Source organism: Streptomyces olivochromogenes (genome assembly GCF_001514115.1).
Lineage (GTDB): Bacteria > Actinomycetota > Actinomycetes > Streptomycetales > Streptomycetaceae > Streptomyces > Streptomyces olivochromogenes.
This window is the reverse complement of the sequence record NZ_KQ948492.1, coordinates 22,314-41,139: the sequence shown is the minus strand read 5'-3', so window position 1 is coordinate 41,139 and position 18,826 is coordinate 22,314. Positions and strand designations below refer to the sequence as shown.

Annotated in this window: 21 protein-coding genes and 1 pseudogene; 7 read left to right on the top strand and 15 right to left on the bottom strand. The window is 67.9% G+C overall.

The features are described 5' to 3' along the window. The first annotated feature begins 44 nt into the window (after positions 1-44). The gene (locus tag AQJ27_RS54200) at positions 45-611 is read left to right on the top strand and encodes a transposase (RefSeq protein ID WP_096240656.1); all 567 of its coding nucleotides are present in this window, start codon (positions 45-47) and stop codon (positions 609-611) included. 21 nt (positions 612-632) lie between these two features. Here AQJ27_RS54200 and AQJ27_RS49315 read toward each other — a convergent pair whose 3' ends face one another. Further along, the gene (locus tag AQJ27_RS49315; protein ID WP_067385256.1) at positions 633-1,088 is read right to left on the bottom strand and encodes a nuclear transport factor 2 family protein; all 456 of its coding nucleotides are present in this window, start codon (positions 1,086-1,088) and stop codon (positions 633-635) included. Positions 1,089-1,300: 212 nt separating this feature from the next. Between AQJ27_RS49315 and AQJ27_RS49310 the strand changes: the two genes are divergently transcribed. Beyond that, positions 1,301-1,840 carry a TetR/AcrR family transcriptional regulator gene (locus AQJ27_RS49310; RefSeq protein ID WP_235614076.1) on the top strand — a complete coding sequence of 180 codons (540 nt, stop codon included), beginning with the start codon at positions 1,301-1,303 and terminating at the stop codon, positions 1,838-1,840. Positions 1,841-1,977: 137 nt separating this feature from the next. Here the strand turns inward: AQJ27_RS49310 and AQJ27_RS49305 are convergent, their stop codons facing one another. Next, positions 1,978-2,655 carry a hypothetical protein gene (locus AQJ27_RS49305; RefSeq protein ID WP_067385252.1) on the bottom strand — a complete coding sequence of 226 codons (678 nt, stop codon included), beginning with the start codon at positions 2,653-2,655 and terminating at the stop codon, positions 1,978-1,980. 135 nt (positions 2,656-2,790) lie between these two features. Further along, positions 2,791-3,405 (bottom strand): TetR/AcrR family transcriptional regulator, encoded by a 615-nt coding sequence (locus tag AQJ27_RS49300; RefSeq protein WP_067385250.1) that lies wholly within the window; start codon positions 3,403-3,405, stop codon positions 2,791-2,793. A gap of 111 nt (positions 3,406-3,516) precedes the next feature. Between AQJ27_RS49300 and AQJ27_RS49295 the strand changes: the two genes are divergently transcribed. Together AQJ27_RS49295 and AQJ27_RS49290 are read left to right on the top strand one after the other, a co-directional pair. Next, a complete protein-coding gene (locus AQJ27_RS49295) occupies positions 3,517-4,314 on the top strand; it encodes an acetoacetate decarboxylase family protein (protein WP_067385248.1) in 798 nt (265 codons plus the stop codon). A gap of 140 nt (positions 4,315-4,454) precedes the next feature. After that, on the top strand, positions 4,455-4,856 hold the full coding sequence (locus tag AQJ27_RS49290) for a tautomerase family protein (protein ID WP_067385245.1): 402 nt from the start codon (positions 4,455-4,457) through the stop codon (positions 4,854-4,856). A 284-nt stretch (positions 4,857-5,140) separates the two neighbouring features. Here AQJ27_RS49290 and AQJ27_RS49285 read toward each other — a convergent pair whose 3' ends face one another. From AQJ27_RS49285 to AQJ27_RS49250, 8 genes are all read right to left on the bottom strand, one after another. Beyond that, the gene (locus tag AQJ27_RS49285) at positions 5,141-5,674 is read right to left on the bottom strand and encodes a TetR/AcrR family transcriptional regulator (protein WP_067385242.1); all 534 of its coding nucleotides are present in this window, start codon (positions 5,672-5,674) and stop codon (positions 5,141-5,143) included. 22 nt (positions 5,675-5,696) lie between these two features. Further along, positions 5,697-6,533: an alpha/beta fold hydrolase gene (locus tag AQJ27_RS49280; protein WP_067385239.1), complete on the bottom strand. Its 837-nt coding sequence runs from the start codon at positions 6,531-6,533 to the stop codon at positions 5,697-5,699. A 557-nt stretch (positions 6,534-7,090) separates the two neighbouring features. Beyond that, positions 7,091-8,059: an alpha/beta hydrolase gene (locus AQJ27_RS49275; protein ID WP_067385236.1), complete on the bottom strand. Its 969-nt coding sequence runs from the start codon at positions 8,057-8,059 to the stop codon at positions 7,091-7,093. A gap of 506 nt (positions 8,060-8,565) precedes the next feature. Next, on the bottom strand, positions 8,566-9,363 hold the full coding sequence (locus tag AQJ27_RS49270; RefSeq protein WP_067385233.1) for a maleylpyruvate isomerase family mycothiol-dependent enzyme: 798 nt from the start codon (positions 9,361-9,363) through the stop codon (positions 8,566-8,568). Positions 9,364-9,399: 36 nt separating this feature from the next. Beyond that, entirely contained in the window at positions 9,400-9,639 is a 240-nt protein-coding gene (locus AQJ27_RS59915; protein ID WP_067385230.1) for a hypothetical protein, read from the bottom strand. A 7-nt stretch (positions 9,640-9,646) separates the two neighbouring features. Then, positions 9,647-10,039, bottom strand: a complete 393-nt coding sequence (locus tag AQJ27_RS59910) for an NAD(P)-dependent oxidoreductase (protein WP_235614078.1) — start codon at positions 10,037-10,039, stop codon at positions 9,647-9,649. A 163-nt stretch (positions 10,040-10,202) separates the two neighbouring features. Next, on the bottom strand, positions 10,203-11,585 hold the full coding sequence (locus AQJ27_RS49255; RefSeq protein ID WP_067385223.1) for an NADP-dependent succinic semialdehyde dehydrogenase: 1,383 nt from the start codon (positions 11,583-11,585) through the stop codon (positions 10,203-10,205). A 231-nt stretch (positions 11,586-11,816) separates the two neighbouring features. After that, positions 11,817-12,512: a type 1 glutamine amidotransferase domain-containing protein gene (locus AQJ27_RS49250; RefSeq protein WP_067385220.1), complete on the bottom strand. Its 696-nt coding sequence runs from the start codon at positions 12,510-12,512 to the stop codon at positions 11,817-11,819. 132 nt (positions 12,513-12,644) lie between these two features. Here AQJ27_RS49250 and AQJ27_RS49245 point away from each other — a divergent pair, with 132 nt between their 5' ends. Beyond that, positions 12,645-12,917 (top strand): hypothetical protein, encoded by a 273-nt coding sequence (locus AQJ27_RS49245; protein ID WP_067385216.1) that lies wholly within the window; start codon positions 12,645-12,647, stop codon positions 12,915-12,917. Positions 12,918-13,043: 126 nt separating this feature from the next. Here the strand turns inward: AQJ27_RS49245 and AQJ27_RS49240 are convergent, their stop codons facing one another. Beyond that, complete coding sequence (locus AQJ27_RS49240) at positions 13,044-13,901, bottom strand: alpha/beta fold hydrolase (RefSeq protein WP_067385213.1); 858 nt, start codon at positions 13,899-13,901, stop codon at positions 13,044-13,046. A gap of 1,153 nt (positions 13,902-15,054) precedes the next feature. Next, positions 15,055-15,972 (bottom strand): NADP-dependent oxidoreductase, encoded by a 918-nt coding sequence (locus AQJ27_RS49230; RefSeq protein ID WP_067385206.1) that lies wholly within the window; start codon positions 15,970-15,972, stop codon positions 15,055-15,057. 708 nt (positions 15,973-16,680) lie between these two features. Here AQJ27_RS49230 and AQJ27_RS49225 point away from each other — a divergent pair. Beyond that, positions 16,681-17,058, top strand: a complete 378-nt coding sequence (locus AQJ27_RS49225; protein WP_067385203.1) for a VOC family protein — start codon at positions 16,681-16,683, stop codon at positions 17,056-17,058. Between the two features lie 377 nt (positions 17,059-17,435). On the opposite strand, the pseudogene AQJ27_RS54195 reads toward AQJ27_RS49225, so the two are convergent. Further along, a pseudogene (locus tag AQJ27_RS54195) lies at positions 17,436-17,720 on the bottom strand (FAD-dependent monooxygenase); the annotation flags it as partial. A gap of 153 nt (positions 17,721-17,873) precedes the next feature. Continuing rightward, complete coding sequence (locus AQJ27_RS49220; RefSeq protein WP_235614077.1) at positions 17,874-18,281, bottom strand: DUF6896 domain-containing protein; 408 nt, start codon at positions 18,279-18,281, stop codon at positions 17,874-17,876. A 275-nt stretch (positions 18,282-18,556) separates the two neighbouring features. Between AQJ27_RS49220 and AQJ27_RS49215 the strand changes: the two genes are divergently transcribed. Next, a partial coding sequence (locus AQJ27_RS49215; RefSeq protein ID WP_159064652.1) for a helix-turn-helix domain-containing protein occupies positions 18,557-18,826 on the top strand: 270 nt, incomplete at its 3' end.

Sequence of the window (18,826 nt, the reverse complement as noted above, 5' to 3'; positions counted from 1 at the left end):
AATACACCTAGGGCGTGCTGCCGCTGGGCGAACGAGGTGGCCTCATGTCTGACCTGCGCAGGCTCGGCAACGGCGTGATGTGGCGGTTCCGTACGGGTGGTTCTTGGCGGGACATGCCTGAGCGGTACGGGCCCTGGTCCACCGCCTACGGGCGGTTCCACCTCTGGGCCAGGTCCGGGGGCTTCCAGATGCTGATGGAAGCGGTGATCGCCGAGGCCGCCGCGCGGGGTCAGGTAGACCTCGACCTGGTGAGCGTGGACTCGCAGGGCCCGGCTCCGGCCTCCGAACTGGGGCGGTCACGCGGCGGGTTGACCGGCAAGGCGCACCTGTCGGCGGACCGCTGCTCCCCCCTGCTGTCCTTCGTCCTCCCCCCGGTCAAGTCGCCTACAGCCCCGCTTCACCGCCGTCGTGGAACGCATCAAGATCCGCGGCCCGTCCGGCCCGTTGCCCATGGGGACGACCTCTACCGCGACCGCAACGTGGTGGAACGCTGTATCAACAAGACCAAGGAGTGGCGGGGCCTCGTCATCCGCTACGACAAGACCCCGCCCGGCTACCTGGCCGGACTTCACCTACGCGGCGCGGTCGTCCCGCTCCGCAGCCTCCGATGAAGGTCCGCATCGGTCCGCGCTCTAGGCCGAGGTGGCACTGCTCGCCTGCACGGCTGCGACAAGTGTGTCGAGTTGCCCGCGGACTCGGGCGGCGGTGACATGGTCGAAATAGTCGCGGGAGCTGATGATTTCACCGTCGCGCACCCGCAGCACGAAGATGCCGGGCAGCACGAAGGGTTCTTCGGTCTCCGCGACTGTTCCCTGGTACTCGAACTCGGCGACGATGACCTCGGGGTCGGACGTCTCGTGGATCGTGATGTTGGCTGCCCGACGTTGCAGCCGGGGACCGGCGTCGGTCGGCCTGAAGTGTTCACGCAGTTCGTCGCGGGTACGGAGTGCGGCAGCACGAAGTGGGTCGAACGGGTGCACGACGTGGGTCTGTTCCGCATACAGGTCGGGCAGTTCGCTCCAACGGCCCTCCGCGACACCGTTCACGAGCGCGAGGAAAACCTCCCGCGGGCTGAGGACTTGGGTCATGGCACTCTCCTGTCGTCGGCGCCGACGTGCAGTGGTGTCGCACTACTATCCGGAGTGCGGACTCCGAGTATACGGAGTCGCGACTTCGGATAGCGAGATACGGCGAGATGCGGCGGGATACGAGTGAAAGCGCGATGAGCACCCCAGGTAACCGAGACATGGGCGGCAGACGGCCGCAACGCGCTGACGCGCGAACCAACCGTGAGCGGATCTTGAACGTCGCCGAAGAGGTCTTCGGTAAGGGCGGCCAGTCTGCGTCCACCGAGGAGGTGGCCCGCCTGGCCAACGTCGGCATCGCCACGGTCTTCCGTCACTTCCCCACCAAAGCGGCGCTGCTGGAGGCCGTTCTCGTGCAGCGGTTCGACCGCCTGCGCGAGCAAGCCGAAACGCTGTTTCACGCCCCGGACCCGGGTGCGGCGTTCTTCGACTTCTTCAGCCACCTCGTCGCCGACGCGGCCGGCAAGATCGCCATTGCCGAGGCGCTGTTCGAGGCCGGTGGTGACCATGATGGCGACGCCGCTCAGGCATCGGACGGACTGCGTCGAGCCGTCGGTGCGCTGCTTCAGCATGCCCAACGCGTCGGCGCCGTCCGAGATGACGTCGAACTGCCCGAGGTGTACGCCTTGCTCGTTGCCACATCGCGAGCCTCCGCCCGCGCCCACCTCGAGGAAGAGGTACGAGACCGGATGCTCACCATCATCTTCGATGGCCTAGCGCCACTCCGGAACGCGCGAGCGCAGCTGAAGACCTGAACTCGGCACCCTCTCCGGTGCTGTGACCACATGGGTTCGCCGGTTTGTGACGCGTGGGTTCTCGCAGAGTGCTGCGTGAGTCTTCACCGTGGGCAGGTAGCCGTTCCCCTCGCCGCCTCAGGGGCCTGGCGACCTGTTTACCAACCCAGCTGAGACTCCCCGAAGCGAAGTCCGGTGCCGGTGCCTTGCAGCCAATCCCGTGCGTCCGCATCCGAGTTACGCGTGCCGATGGACAGGTACACGGTGTGCCTGCCTGGATCAGGTTCACTGCACTGCTCGGTCCATGTGCTGTTGAGGCACAGCTGGACGCCGCTGAGGTTTGAGTTCGGTAGGCCGCGCAGTGCCGCGAACCAGGAGATGCCGATGGACAGCGGGCCGCAGACCGCGACCGCACCGTCGATCTCCGTCTCGGTGCACTCGTCGGAGTCACGGATGGGAAAGGTGGAGGGCGTCTTTCCCTTCATCAGCTGGAACTGCACTCGCTGCGGCAAGGGCCACAGGGAGGCCAGTTCAGGTTGCAGCTCAGTCTCCACCCGACCCGAGGACGTGTCCCGGAAGCCCAAGCGGCCCAGGGTCTCCCAGAGTTCCTGGACACGCGAGTCCTGGAGGTCCCGCTTTGAGCACAGGAACGTGCCACAGGTGAAGTACTGCCGGGCGTACTGGAACTGTTCCCGCGTGGCGATGTCGTTGAAGCAGAGGGCAGGCAGGTCCGGCGTTCCGGCACCGAATCGGGCGAGCAGTTGACGCGCGAAAACTAGAGCGCTCCGCGCGTCCGGCAGCGGTTCCAGCACCTCGTAGAGCATCGATGCACCCATCGGCCCACCTCCCTCACCCGCACCTTAGTCAGGCGACCCATCAGGTCATCGGGACAACCAGAGCTGACGAAGCTGCGGCTGCGCATGCGCCACCCGCACCGCAGACTCCTGCACGCAGTCCGTTTCGCGGGCTCGTCACTGGGCGCATTCCTGCTTCTTGGTGGGGAGTAGCGGGGGAGTGTCGGTGACGAGTTGGACGAGGTGTTCGGCGAGGTCGGTGCCGAGGGGGGCGCCGGTCATGAGTCGTCGGTAGAGGATGGTGCCGGCCCAGATGTCCTGGACGAGGTCGATGTCGAGGTCGTGGGGCAGGTCGCCGCGTTGGATTCCGCGGCGCAGTGCTGCGGCGATGTTCTCGCGCTTGCGGTACAGGAAAGCCTCCCGGAACCGGGTCATGAGTTCGGGGTGGGGGAGGAGGCCGCCGGCGAGTGCGGGCAGCGAGGTGGCCATGTCCTCGTTGGCGTAGTTGTCGATGGTCATGTCGACGGCGTGGCGCAGTTCGGCGTGGGTGTCGCCCAGGTCGGGGATCTCCTCGGCGCGGAAGATCTCGGCGAGCGCGTCGGCGACGAGTGCCTCCTTGCTGGGCCACCACCGATAGATGGTCGATTTGCCGACGCCCGCGGCCGCCGCGACGGCCTCGATGGTCAGCGCCGGGTATCCCTGCGCCGACAGGACATCCCGTGCCGCGTCGAGGATCTTTGAAAGAGAACGCGGCCCGCCGGCCGCCGGACCTGAGGAGAAGACGGGTGCCATGAGTTAAACGATACGTATCGTTTCACGCACGGGTCAAGGTGTGCTACTGTCGCGCTCATCGATGAAACGCTACGTATCGTTTCACTCCAGTCTCTTCCCGAAGGACGTGGCATGAAGGGTTACACCGTCCCCCTGTCTCCCCGTGGCATCGCGAACCTGGCGCCCGCCCCGCCGTGGCACTACGCCGGCACCGTGGTGGGTGTCGAGTTCTTCACCGACCCGGCCGCCGCCGCAGCGACTCTGCCCGAGGGTCTGACCCCTGACCCGGACTCCGCAGGCCGCGGCGTCGCGATGTTCATCGACTGGCAGTACTCCTCCACCGGCCTGGAGTACCTGGATCCCGCACGCTCGCAGTACCGGGAGTTCCTCCTCACCCTGGACGCCCACTACAACGGCACGCCGGTGGCCTGGTGCCCCTACATCTACGTCGACAACGACTCCGCCATGGCCCGCGGCTGGGTCCAGGGCTTCCCCAAGAAGCTCGGCGCCGTACACCAGACCCGCGCCTATTCCGTCGGCGGTCCCGGCACCCCTGTCCTCGGCCCGGGCGGACAGTTCGGCGCCACCGCCTCCGCTGCCGGACAGCGCATCGCCGAAGCCAAGGTCACCCTCGAACAGCCGGTCCCCGACCCCGCCGCCCTGATGAGCCGCCCCGTGGTCAACCTCCGACACTTCCCCCGCCTGGCCGCCGGACAACACGACAAGCCCGCCGTCCATGAACTCGTCATGTCCGTCCTGGACGGCGTCGCCGTCAGCGACGCCTGGGCAGGCACCGCCGACCTCGCCTTTCTCCCCGCCCACGGCGAAGAACTCGCCGACCTGCCCGTCCAGCGCACGGGCAGGGGATTCCACTTCGACCTCGCCTACACGGTCACCGACCTCAAGACCCTCATCGACCGCAGCAACTGATCAGCCCCTACGCCACGAGGGCCCCGCTACCAGCCACCACCCCAGTGGCCCTTCCCCGAGAACGAACGATCCCAACGCGGGCGTGCCCCCTCCCGATGTCCTGGGGGCACGTCCGCGGCTCTGACATTTCAGGAGTCGACGTGCCCATCTACACATGCACCACCGCCCAGGGAACGCTGAAGGCCGGCGCCAAGGGCGAACTGGCCGCCGAGATCACCAGGATCCACGCGGAGATCAATCACGTTCCGCCCGCCTACGTCAACGTGGTCTTCTCCGAACTGCCGCAGGACAGCGTCTACGTCGGTGGAGAACCAGGGGCGCCGCTCCTGATCAGCGGCTGGGCACGCCGCGGCCACCCGCAGGAGGAGACGACCCGCCTGGCACTCGAGCTGTCGGCAGCCGCTTCCCGCATCACCGGAATACCCGAGCGCCGCATCCTGGTGGTGATCCAGGACAGTCCCGCGCGCTCCGCCGTCGAAGGCGGACAGGTCCTGCCCGACCCGGGTCAGGAGAAGGAATGGCTGAGCCGTCACGAGGCGTGAGGCCGGGGCCGGGGTGACGGCCCGCGGGCCCCTACAGGTCATTTCACTTGGCCGTTCGGCCGGTTCAGTGTTCAGTGCGGTCACGCGGTGAAGAGCGGGAAGTCGTACTACGGCACTACGCGTCGCCGTAGGCTCTTGAAGGCCGGTTGGCCGCGGGCCCGGGTCACCTGCTTCCGGCCGGCCGGCGCCACCTCCGTACTCCTCGCCCCCTCACCCCTCTGTTCCGGGCGCTGAAAGTCGTACGCCTGGCCCCGGAAGTGTGGCGGCCGTCGGCGGCGGCATTCTCACATGGCACGCAGGCCCCGGTCGGCGAAGGCGATCAGCCACTCGAAGCTCTCGTCGATGTCGGCGCTCCACTGGAAGGCGTTGGCCACCTGCAACGTGGCGAACCCGTGGCAGAGGCTGCGGAGCATGCGCAGGGCGTGGTCCACGTCGGACTCCCGCACCTCGTAGCCGCGCAGGACCGCCATGAACGCGTCTAGCAGCCGCTGACCCGCGATGGCCAGCGGATCGTCCGGGCCGGACGGTTCCATGCCGATCGTCGCGGCGTACCGCCCGGGGTGCTCCAGGACGAAGGCGCGGAAGGCGCGCGCCGCGGCTGCCAGGGCATCGCGGCCGGCGTACCCCTGGACCGCGCCGCCGACGGCGTCGGCGGCCTCGCTCAACGCCAAGGCCGCGATGCGCCGGTTGAGGTCCTCCTGGCCGCCCACATGCTTGTACAGGGACGGGGTACGCACGCCCACCCGCTCGGCCAGCAGACCCATCGTCAGATTGGCGAGGCCCACCTCGTCGGCGAGGGCGGCACCGGCCGCGACCACGGCCGCCGGGTCCAGGCCGACCCTAGGCACGAGCGGCGTCCGTTCCGAGGAAGGCGAGCATGAGTGAAACCACCTGGTCGGAAAACTGGTCGTGCGGGTAGTGCCCGGCGCCCTCGATCATCTCAAGGCGACCGAGGCCGGACGGCAGGGCGTCAATGATCGCCGAACCCTCGGCGTGCGGGTCGGCCCAGTCGGGGTCGAGTGTGCCCATCACGACCAGGACCGGGCAGCGGACGTTGCCGAGCTGCGCGCCGGCGTCGGTCGGGGCGCTGCGGCCCATGCCCTGCATGGCCTTCATCCGGCCCGGCTCGCGCAGCAGGGAGTCGATGCGGCCGAGCCGCTCGGCCCAGTCGGCCGGCTTCACGCCGGGGTAGGCCACGTCGAGGTACGAGCGCCAGAGCGGCACGCTGCCGAACGCGCCCGTGCCGAGCAGCCGCAACATGCCCTGCCGGAAGCGCTTCACGCGCAGGTCGCCGAGGCGGATCGACTGCTTTCGGGTGAACGGCGCCAACTCGACAACCGCGGTGATCAGCGAGGGCTCCTGCGCCGCGGCGATGGTGGCGGCGCCGCCGGAGATCGAGTGGCCGACCAGCACGGCCGGGCCGCCCAGGTGACGGATCACGGCGAGCAGGTCGCCGGCGATGGCGGTGCGGCTCCAGGCCGGCCAGCCGACGCTGGACTCGCCGCAGCCGCGCAGATCGACCGCGGCGACCCGGTAGCCCGCCGCCACCAGCGGCGGGATCACAGCACGGTACGCGGAGCGGCTGTCGCCCATGCCGTGCGCGAGAACGATCAGCGGGCCGGACCCCGACACCTCGTAAGCGATCGTGCCGCCGTCGACGGCAAGGTACTCGGTCATGACAGCTCCCAGGTTGGCTAACTACGTTAGCTAAAAGCTAATCTCATTACCCAAATCTGTCAACGACGAAATCCCCGGCGCGGCCGGGAGGAACGACGAAGTGCGGCGGAAGGGGGCAGAACCGGATCGGGATCGAGGGGGAGGTGTCGGGGACGTGGCTGGCTGCGTCGGGGGCCTTGGTGACGACGGTGTACTCCGGGACGGACGCCGTGGATCTCGACGAGGGTGGTCTCGAAGCAAGTCGCTCGGGCCGGGCGGGCGACTGGCGTTCGTGCTGTGCGACCTGTGCGACCTGTGCGACCTGTGCGCGGTGCCGTTCGGCGAGATGGGCCGGATCCTCGGCCCATCCACCGACGCGACCAAGATGGTCGCTGCTCGCGCCCGAAGAAGGGTGCAGGCGATCGAGCGGCCGTCGGTTGGAGGAGGGGAGCGGCGAGAGGTGGTCCAGGCGTCCGTGACGGGAGTTCGCCGCGGCGACTACCAAGCCGCAGTGGTGACCCGGGGTCGGTCTGCTCGCCGCCGAAGGCCTACCTATGGCCGACTCCACCGCATCCGTGTCAGTCGTGCAGGGCGGTCTTGAGTGCGTCGATGGCGAGGTGACGAGCGACCTTGGTGGCGTTGGTGTCACGGAGGAGGTCCAGCATCAGGAAGTCGTGGACCATGCCCAGAACGCGGACCGCGGTGACGTCGACGCCGGCTTCACGCAGCTTGGCCGCGTAGGCCTCACCCTCGTCACGCAGGACGTCGGCCTCGTCGGTGATGACCAAGGTCGGGGGCAGGCCGCGCAACTGGTCGATGCTGGCCCGCAGCGGCGAGGCGTAGGGCTCGGCGCGCTGGGCGGCATCGGTGGTGTACTGGTCCCAGAACCAGATCATGCCGTCCCGGGTCAGGTACTCCCCGTCCGCGAACTGCCGGTAGGACGGGGTGTCGAAGTCGGCGTTGGTCACGGGGTAGAGCAGGACCTGGCAACCGACCCGGACATCGTCGCCCCTGTCCTTCGCCATCAGGGCGAGGGCCGCGGACATGTTTCCGCCCACTGAGTCGCCGCACACGGCGAGGCGCGAGGCGTCCAAGCCATGCTGTGCGCCTTCGCGGGCGGACCATTGGGCCACGGCGTAGTTCTGCTCGATCTGGGTGGGGTACTTGGCCTCGGGGGCCCGGTCGTAGACGGGGAAGACCGCAGCCGCGCCGGCGCCGACGGCGAGTTCGCGTACGAGGCGGTCGTGGGTGTTCTCGTCGCCGAACACCCACCCGGCTCCGTGGATGTAGAGGATGACCGGCAGCGTCCCGGAGACGCCGCGCGGGCGCACGATGCGGGTGCGTACCTGCCCCCACTTGCCGGCGTCGACGGTCACCCATTCCTCCTCGACATCGGGTTTCGTGACACCTTCTCCAGTCTGCAGGCCGGCGAGGATGTCACGTCCCTGATCCGGCGGCACCTCGTAGATCCGCGGGTGCGGGGAGGTCGCCTCGGTAAGGTCTTGCGCTGCGGGCTCCAGGATCGGAGTGGGAAGCACTGAAGGCATGCTGATCTTCCTTTCCCTGCAGGGTTGGGGGCAGCAACGACGCCAGATGCGCTATTTGCGTAGATATATGCACCCTTGATCAGGATAGCGAGGCGGTGACACGCCCGCGATCGCACGATTCCGCCCCTGGGTGGGCAGAGGGTCAGCGGCGGCGACGTGCTGATGAACACGGCACACCCACTGTGCACACCGGGCGCTGCAACCCGACGTTCCGCTCGTCGGACGGATCGGCACCGACGGGTCACCCCATCACGGCCGAGCAGAGAGGTCTTGCCTGCGGGGTCGTCCAGGTTCCAGTCGACGTAGCGCTTGCCGGGGAAGACCGGGCAGGCGTCGCCGCGGCCCATGCCGACGATGCCGTCGGTGGCGCAGACGATCTCGTGGTCGGTTGCAGCACGTCGAGGACGGCCGAGGCGGGCGACGGTCCGGGCTGCCAGGGGAACTGGCACCGGCGGATGAACCGGATCAAGCACTACTCGTCTTCCTCGGCCAGACGCGGCCCTCCGCTAAATGATGTTGAGGCAGTCGAGGAACGGTGTGGCGGCCGAGGCGTTTCCTGTGATGCGGCAGTGGTCGCGCCAGGGCTTGCGGGTGGTGGCCCACGCGATGAAGTCGAGTGCCGTGCTGTGGACCCGGGTGATGGCGTCCGCACCGGGTGCCACGGTCAGCTCCCCGTCTGGCCCGGACGCAGGGAAGACGGTGACGGTGGTGGCGCCTGGCCCGGTCAGGTGGAGGACGAGGGGCGTATCGACGGTGGCGGTGAGTTCGGGCCCCTGCATCTGGGGGAGACCGGCGAGCATGAAGTCGACGGCGGGGCCGACCTGGCCGTCGGTCGGTTCCGGCAGGGTGAACGGGAGCGGGCCGTCCGGGGCAAGCATGTCGTTGCGCAGGTGGCAGAAGACGTTGAACGCCATGGTGTTCGCCAGGAGGTGGCGCGGATACGTCCCGAGCCCGGGCACCTCGACGGCCTCGTCGGCCCCGGGCGGTTCCTGGGCCGCTTCCAGGAGGTCCAGCTGCCGGGGTGTGCTGCGCCGCCACTCGTCGAGGACTTCCGCATGGCTCCAGCCACGGCGTTCGTCGACGCGCAGGTCGTGGTAGCGCTCGCGGTTCTTCGGCAGGGAAGGGTCGGGCGGCGGCGGGTCCACCGCCTCGGAGGCCAGGGCCGCGAGATGGGCCACCACGTCGATGACACGCCAGCCGTTGCAGGCGGACGGCAGCTCCCATTGCTCGTCGTCGACCTGGGGGACGATCTCAGTTAGTCGCGCCGTGCTCGAACGCGCGGCGGCGATGCCGGCACGGGTCATCGTTCCTCCCTCGCCTCTCTCGAAGGGACGGCCCGGTCAGGATGCGGACCGGCGGGACATGCGGTAGGTCGCGGCGACGTCCGCGCGTCCGAGTCCGTCGTCGGCCGCGCGGTGGAGGCGTTCGCGTACGACTTCCGCGATGCCCAGGTGCAGGCCGGCGGCACGGGCGGTGTCGACGATCAGGCCGGCGTCCTTGGCAGCCGCTTCGAGGGGAAAGTGTCCGACCTCGTCGAGCCACACGGTGCGTGAGCCCACCGCCTCCAGGACCGGTCGCACCGCTTCCCTAGCCTCCTGCTGGGGGGGAGGCGGCCAGGATGGTCAGGGTTCCGGCCACGGCCGGTTCCTTGGTGCCGAGGAGGGGGGCTTCGACGTACGCGACGTTCAGGCGGGTCGCCAGTTCCGCGAGACGGCGAGATCCGTCCGGGGAGACCGTGCACGTCTGCACCCACACCGTGTGGCCGCCCAGGCCGTCGCGAGCCTGGTCCATCACGTCGGCGACCACCTTCTCGTTCGAGAGCGCGGTCAGTACGATGTCGGCGCCTTGGCAGGCCTCGGCCGGCGTGTCGCACACCGCGGCGCCGGCGTCGACCAGCGGTTCGGCGGCGGCGCGGTTGCGGTTCCACGCGCGCAGTCCCACTCCCGCCGCCGCGATGTTACGTGCCATGGCCTCCCCCATGGTCCCTGTGCCGAGGACGGCGACCACGGGCCTTGCCTGCCCGGACGACGGGGTCCGGTTCGTTCCGCTCATCGTCGCGCCTCCAGACGATCGACGCGGGCGCGCGCCGCGACGGCCGGCGCGCATGCCAGTGGTGTCGACTGGCCGCCTGGTATCGGGGGGTTCAGGCGTCCTGGCCGATCCAGACGGTCTTGGCGTTCATGAACTCCCGCATGCCGAGGTCGGACAGCTCACGTCCGTAGCCGCTGCGTTTGACGCCACCGAAGGGGATCTCGGGGTAGCTGGTCGTGTTGCCGTTGATGAAGGCCATGCCCGACTGCACGTCGCGGACGAAGAGTTCGCGTTCGGCCTCGTCCTCGCTCCACAGGTTCGACCCGAGGCCGTAGGGGTGCCCGTTGGCTTCCCGCAAGGCCTCTTCCAGGGAGGCGACCGTCCACACCTGCGCCACGGGGCCGAAGACTTCCTCGTGGTACATCCGCATCTCCGGCGTGATACCGGTCAGCACGGTGGGCGGGTAGAACCAGCCGGGCCCGTCCGGGCGTTCACCGCCCAGGAGGACCGTCGCGCCCTTGGCGACGGCGTCGTCGACGTAGGACTCCACGTCCTGCCGGCCGGACTCGGTGGCCAGCGGTCCGACGTCGGTGCCCTCGTCCATCGGGTCGCCCACCACCAGTGCGCCCATCTTCGCCACGAACATCTCGATGAATGCGTCGCCGATGTCCTCGTGCACGAAGAACCGCTTACCGTTGATGCAGGACTGCCCGTTGTTCAGACACCGGGCCTTGACCGCGACATCGGTGGCCCGCTCCAGGTTCGTGGAGGGCATGACGATGAACGGGTCGGAGCCGCCGAGTTCGAGGACCACCTTCTTGATCTCGTCGCCGGCGATGGTGGCCACCGACCGTCCCGCCGGTTCGCTGCCCGTCAGCGTCGCGGCCGCCACCCGCGGGTCGCGCAGCACCTGCTCCACCCTCCCCGCGGAGATCAGCAGGGTCTGGAACACGTCGTCCGGGAAGCCCGCGTCACGGAAGAGCTCTTCCAGGTACATGGCGCACTGCGGCACGTTCGAGGCGTGCTTGAGCAGGCCCACGTTTCCCGCCATCAGTGCGGGCGCGGCGAATCGCATGGCCTGCCACAACGGCAGGTTCCACGGCATCACCGCGAGCACCGCACCGATCGGCTGGTACGTCACGAACGTCTGCTTCGCGCCCACGCCCCCGCCGTCACCCTCCAGGTCCCGCAGGAAAGCGGGGCCCTCAGTGGCGTAGAAGCGCAGCCCGCGCACGCACTTGGCCACTTCCTCCTCCGCCGCCCGGAAGGTCTTGCCCATTTCCGTGGTGATCATCGCGCTGACGCTCTCGACCTCCTTCTCCAGGCGGTCGGCCGCATGGTGCAGCCATTCCGCCCGCTGCTCGACGCTCGTCAGCCGGTATGAGGCAGCCGCAGCCGCCGCCCTGGCGAGCTTGTCCTCCAGTTCTTCAGGAGTCAGTTCGTCGAACCTCCTGAGGACCTCACCTGTCACGGGACTCGTCGTTGCGATAGCCATGAATCCAGGCTATTACCACCCGATAAGGTGAGCAAATGACTCATTTGCTACCTTATTGGCCTTTCGCGAAGCGGCGCGCTGCTCGCCGGGAGGGAGCCATGACCTTGAGATCGGTCAGAATTCCGCCGTGCAGCAGCGACGCCCCTGCGGATCTGGCGGTCAAGGACGGCGTCGGCGAAGGTCGTCGAATGACGATCACGTCTGCTGTCTCGAGTTGAAGGTCCCCCCCGGTCAGGACAGAGCCATGACGAGCTCCTTGGCGAGCGGGCCCGAGGAGGCGGGGTTCTGCCCCGTGAAGAGATTGCGGTCCACGACTGTGTACGGTTCCCAGGCGGGACCCCGCGAATACTGGGTGGGCAGCTTCTTCAATTCGTCCTCCAGCAGCCACTTGGCCTTGTCGGCGAAACCGACACCGGCCTCCTCCTCGTTGCAGAAACCCGTCACACGGTAGTTCGCGAAAGGCGTTTCGCCGTTTGCGCCACGGGTCGCGAGGAGAGCGGCCGGGGCGTGGCAGACGATGCCGAGCGGATTGCCGGAAGCGAGTGCGTCCCGCAGCAGTGCCCCGGAGTCGGGGTCGACCGAGAGGTCCTCCATCGGGCCGTGACCGCCGGGGTAGTAGACCGCGTCATAGTCCTCCAGGCGCACCTCCTGGAGGGAGATGGGATGCCTCAGTTCATCCGCGGATTCGATGACGGCCTCCTCCTGGAGGGCGTTCTCTTCGCCGCCCGCCATGCGGGGCTCCAGGCTCATCGTGTCCACAACGGGAACGACTCCAGAGGGAGTTGCCACGGTGACCTCGTGTCCGGCGTCGGTGAACACGCTGTAGGGCGCCACGAACTCCTCGGCCCAGTACCCGGTGGGATGGCGGTGCCCGTCCTTCATGGTCCAATAGCTCGCGCCGGTCAGCACACACAGGATCTTGGCCATGAGACGCTCCTCGGGACGACGTTGCCCTGGCACGGGCATGAGGCGACCGGATTTCACGTGCCCATCAAGTGTGAGCGGGCATCTTGAGGTCGGCAACTTGTGGTCGACCGAGGAGCGTTCCGAAGGACTGCCATGATCAAACCCTATGGCGCCTACGATTTCCTGCCGCCGATACGGACCTTCTCGTTGACCTCGGAGTCCGTGGCCGACGGCGAGCCATCGGCCCGCGAGCAGGTGAGCGGCATCCTGGGAGCAGGTGGATCGGACGTCTCACCGCAGCTGAGCTGGTCCGGCGTTCTCGAGGAGACGCGGAGTTTCACGGTGGCGATGTTCGCCCCGGATGTGCCCACTGCTTCGGGCTTCTGGCACTCGGCGGTGTATGCCGTCGACGTGGAAGAACTGTAGGTGTCAGGGACAACGACCCCTGCGTACCTGGACTTCCTCCTGTTCAGCCACGCGATCGCGAGGGCGACCATGTACGGCACTTTTGAGCGGGCCCAGTACTGCGCGGTCGCCCTGTTTCCGGTCGCACTATTTCCGCATGTAGTTCTCGGCGGCGTCGGCGATCAGATTCTTGACCGCTTGCGGATGCGAGACCAGGGACACGTGCGAGGAGTCGATCTCCACTGTCTTTCGGGCGTTCGCGCGCTTCGCCTCGTACCGCTCCAGGCTCGGGTTGATCGCCTGGTCCTGTTTGCCGACAAGGACGTAGACGGGTTTGTTCCGCCATGCGGCGCCGGTGAGTTTGTCCGTGAACGCCGACAGCGCGATCGGACGCTGTGTGACGGCCATGATGTCGGTCTGACTCGTGGGCAGGTCCGCGGCGAAGACCTGGTGCAGTTTGTTCGGCTGTACGTACACGTCCGTGCCGGTGGTGCCGTCGCCGTTGCGGAAGGGCACCTGCTTCAGAGCCTTGGTGAGTGCGGCGGGAGCGAACTTCGCGGAGAGGCTGGCGAACGACTCTCCCACATCGGGCATGATCGCGTTGATGTATACGAGGGCCTTGACATTGTTGTTTCCGGCGGCAGCCTGCGAGATCACCTCTCCGCCGTAGGAATGACCGACCAGGACGATCGGTCCCTTGACGGACTTCAGGAAGCTTGCGATGTAGGTCGAGTCCTGGGGGATACCGCGGAGGGGGTTGGCCGGTGCGGCCACCGTGTAGCCGTTCTGCTGGAGCCGTTTCACGACACCGTTCCAGCTCGACGAGTCGGCGAAAGCGCCGTGCACGAGCACGATAGTGGGCTTCTCCTTGCCGGGAGCAGCGCTCGGACCACCTGCCTGCGCCGTTACGGGTGTCAGGGCGTAGGTGATTCCCGACACCGCCAGAAGTGCCGCACTCCACCGGACGATGTTCAGGTTGCGGCGCGACTTGCAGGGTATTCGCATGTCATTCCTTCGGTGCGAGGGCGTCGAGCGAGGCCCGGGATTCCAGCGTCGAGGACACCTGCCGCCATGTCCCCGCGCACGGGCCATCCGAGTGAGCGCACCCCGGAGGTGTGGAGTCTCCCGTTCTTTCGATGACTTTGCTTTCGGGTCCCGCACTGCGACCATCGGCCAATCACCCTTGGACTCGCACTCGTCGCCGCCCTCCGTTGCTCGAGCGCGGCTGCACCACCACTCAGGCCGCCTGGGCGCTCGGGCTGGGCCACTACGGCGCCTGTACGGGCTGCCGACGTCGCCGGCGACCACGGCCGCAGCGCGCCGGCGCCTTCTGTTGGGACCTGGAGGGCGAGGCGATCGCGTTCTTCGCGCAGCGCCTGAGTCTTGGCCTTGAGTTGTTCGTACTTCGCGAGGAGGGCGTCGAGATTCTGCGGGCGACGGTGCTGGGCGCGGGCAAGTGCGTAGAAGAGGTATTTCAGCCCAGTGTGCCGATCAGTCAACCTGAGGAGCAGTCCGGCAGGACGGTGCCGACCACGCCGACCTCGGCGCCGCGCTCCTGCGTCTGCCTTGCGGGAGTGACCCGCACCGGCTTCTACCCGCAGGAGGACCGCGACGGTAGCGTCCGAGGAGGGCGCTACCAGCGCCTTGGCGGCGAGTTCGTACGGCGTCTGGCGGCCTTCCTGGAGGCACCGGGGAGGTTCCAGACCCCAGAGAGGCTGACGGAGTTCAAGAAGCTCCCACCTCTTCCGGCTCGCCGCCCGGCGCGACGACATCATGCGCATGCGCATGCGCAGCCCGCAGTCGTCCCCCGAGCCGCCTCCGCCCACCGAGTCGGCCACCGTTCCTCGCGCCAGCACGCCGTCTACGGCACCTGCAGCTGACGGCCCGTCAATGACCAGTTGGACCCCGTCGGCGGCCACTTGATGGGGAGTCGGCCGGCCGCCTGCGGTGACACTGCGTCGATGTTCCGGGGTGGGTGGCTGTGTCAGATCCAGGCCGCCGTCGACGGTGCGGACCTGGCTGGTGGGCCAGGCGGTGGCGAGGTCGGTCAAGGCACAGGATGGTGGCGACCTCGCGCGGCTCGCCGTGGCGGCCGAGGGGGATGCGGCTGGGCCTCTGCCTGCTTGAGCTGCTCGATGGTTGCCTCGGGCAGCCCGGGCTAGGGACGGAGCACGATCTTGCCGTGGGTGTGCCGTCGCTCCAGTTCGCGGAACGCGTCTCGCACCCGTTCCAGCGGGTAGGTGCGGGCGATCGGCACCTCCAACTCCCCGCGCGCGGCGAGCCGGGCCAGCTCGCCCAGTACGACCGCGCAGGCCGCCGCACCTTCTCCGTAGGTTCGTGCCCCCACCTTGGCCGCGGCCTGCCAGTCGCTGATCGTGTTGATCCGCTCGGGCCGCACGTCCAACTCCATTGCCAGATCCACGTAGCCGTCGCCGAACGTGTCGATGAACGCGTCGACGTTCCCGCCGGAAGCCTGTCGGATCCGTTCGGCCACGTCCTGCCCGTACTCGACCGGGATGGCACCGCGATCCTTCAACCAGGCGTGGTTCTGCTCGCTCGCCAGCCCGATCACCGTGGCGCCGCGCCGCCGCGCGAGCTGCACCGCGAGAGACCCGACGCCGCCCGCCGCACCGGACACGACGACCGTGTCGGCCGGTTGGGGGTCCACAGCGAACACGGTGGCGTACGCGGTCGTGCCGGCCACGTACAACGACCCTGCCACGTCCCAGGACAGCCCCTTCGGGAGCGAGGTCAGATTCACGTCGTCGACCACGACGAACTCCGCGTGGCTCGCCCTGTGATGGGTGAAGCCCAGTACCTCGTCGCCCACCGCGACGCCGCGCACCTGTGGACCGGCCTCCACCACGACGCCGGCCAGATCGCTGCCCTGTCCGGAAGGGAAGGTCGCCGGCCAACGTCCGTGCCGCGCGCCCTTGCGGATCATCGTCTCGCCGGGCTGGATCCCGGCCGCGCGGACCTCGACCAGTACCTGCCCGGGGCCGGGCGCCGGCCGCTCCACCTCTTCCACCCGCAGCACATCGATCCCGCCGTACTCGTGGAACCGCACCGCCTTCATCGCGTGATCACCGCTCTTCCTCGTTCGGACAGGTCTTGGACGGTCGGGCCCCGGGCGGCCACACATCGACCGGGCCATCGCATTCAACGGTTCAGGAACGGGGCTGTCTTCCCAGGATCAACGGTTCGGGGAAGTATTTGACGAACGGTGATATCACTACCGGCATCCGGCACGGGGATGCACCGCAACGGTCTGGGTACCTGCCCCCTGCCTGATGAGTGCCGTTGTCAGTGCGGCTGACAGCGATGACGTCCGCGTCGACGTCAGCCTCGTCGACGATCCACCCGGGGTCTGACCTGCACCGTGCACCCCGAGCATCTCGCCGGAACGAGAAACGACCGGCGCGGGACACAACGAGTACGGAAACAAGCGCGGCCAGGTGCCGGTTGTACTCCAGCAACCCTGCGTACAGATACGGCGGCAAGTGCGCCGTCTAGTACGCGGACTGGAGAGCGGGGACGGCGAATACGGCAGGAAGGGGTCGCGGGCTCCACCTCACCCCACCCGACCAAGCCCGTACCTAGCACCCGGTTTGATCTGGAACGCCGTGTCCTGTTTGCCTCCCGGCCAACTGATCAAGGTCCGGGCGGTAAGGAAGTCCGGGCGCGGATCGGGCCGGCCCGTCGCTTCTGGGTACCCGCTACCTCGCGGCTCAGGGCTGTTCAAAGGAGTGGCTGCGTGCGGTTGATGCCTTGTAGGGTCCCGATTATGGCTTGTCGCATTTCCGAGCTGGTGATCGATTGCCGGGATCCGCAACGGCTGGCGGCGTTCTGGTGCGAGGTGTTGGGCTTCGTCGTGCTCGACATCGACATCGACGACGGCGCGGTGGAGATCGGACCGCGGGAAGGGTTCGGCGGATTGCAGCCGACTCTGGTCTTCAGCCCCACTACCGAGCCCAAGGCGGGCAAGCTGCCGCTGCACATCGACGTCAACGCAACCGACCGCGATCAGGACGCCGAACTCGAACGTCTCCTGAAGCTCGGGGCACGCCCGGCCGACATCGGCCAGACCGGTGAGGAGACCTGGCACTGCCTGGTCGACCCCGAAGGCAATGAATTCTGCCTCCTGCGAGCCCGCCTGAGCTGAGCATCGGCCCGCGCCGGCAAACCCCAAAACACACCCCCAGACTTCCGATGCTGGGCTTTCTGGTCACAGGATTCGGCGCTTCAGGCATTGGTCGGCCCGCTGGGAGCGGCGAAGGAATGGTTGAGGGCTCCTTCCCGCGCAAGCGTCAGTGGGTTGCGTACCGGCTTGTCCGCCAGCGCAGCAGATTCATCCCGTACGAGCGCGGGGTCCGGGGTGAACTGTCCGCAGCCGTAAGGTCCTTGAAGAAGCCGGCAGCAGGTTGGACCGGCCTGCCTCGCGGGTCCAGGAATTGGGAGGGTCCCCAAGGAGAACCTGTCCCCTGCAACTCACCGATTTCGGGCGAGGATCCCCTTCCCGGGTGCGAGTGCGAAGAGCGCGCCTCCGCCGAGGGCACGGACCCTGCTGACCTTGTAGCGCCACCGGATGGTGTCGACGGGTAGGGAGTCGATCAGGACCTGTCGCAGCTCGCCGCGCTGTACCTCGGGGCGTCAACCCGTGCCGTCGTCGGGTTCGTCGGGGAGCACGGTTCCGTCCCGGTCGAGGACCCGTGACGCCTCGCGGCCCTCATGGATGAGGTCTCGGAACTCATCGAGGAGGTCGGCCGTGTTGAGGACGAGCTGCCCGTTGTGGTCGTGGATGTTGAGCATGCCGCCCTGCGGGCGCCACTCGATGCGGTACCCGGAGCCGACCGGGGTACCGGGTGGCTGCGGCAGCGGTGGGGCTATGCGCTCCCAAAGATCATCGGAGACAAGAGCATTGGACACCTCGCGGACTCTGCTCGACGAGGCCGCCGACAGCCACCCGACACGCCGATCTCATGCCGAAGCCCTGGCTTCGGCCACGTGGAACCATCCGGGCCGCACCTCGGCCAGCAGAGGCTTCAGCGACTCGACCGCGGACCGTAGGTCCTGCTCCGTGGGGTCAATTGGTTCAGGCAAACTCTGCCCATAACGGCGCAGCCGCCAGAGGTCGAAGATCTCCGCCCCGTCGGCCGCGAAGTCCACATCGATCTCAGAGCCGTTCTGGCTGATGAAGAGGCAACCGGCTCCGTGGACGCTGTAGGAGTAGGTGCCGATTCCACCGCTACGACTGATCCGGTGCGAACGGACCAGGCAGAGCAAGTCTGCTAGCCGCTCGAGCGAGGGAAGCGCCGTCCGCATGGCCTCACCAGCCGCGTTGAGAGACTCCACGTAGCCGATCACAAGGTCACGCGCTGTTGTCACGTGTGCCCCTCCCGCAGCCGAAGCCCGTCCCACACACTGCATGCTTCCCCCTGCGTCCATGCTCGGGCGATTGTTCCACGTGAGTTTCCGATGTCTGTGTCGGACAGCATTCTGAAGCGATCGGTTAGATCGTCGCGGGGATGCCGTGGACGTGGAGGACGCGGGCGAGGGTCAGTGCTCCGAGCCCAGCGCCGATGATCGTGACGTCCGTGGTCATGGTGGTTCCAGAGATGTCAGGCTGGAACGGCGTTCCAGGCATGTGTCAGGATGTACGCATGGCAACCAGTGCACGCCGTCCGCAACGACGAGAGGAACCACTCTCCCGCCGGAGCATCGTCGAGGCCGCGATCGGACTTCTCGACACCGCGGGCGAGGGCGCACTCACCTTTCGCGCACTGGCCGAGCGTCTCGCCACCGGACCCGGCGCGATCTACTGGCACGTCACGGGCAAGGACGAACTCCTCAACGCCGCCACCGACGCCGTCATCACCACGACCGTGACCGCCAGCACCACGGACACCGCCGATACCACGGACGCCGCCGGC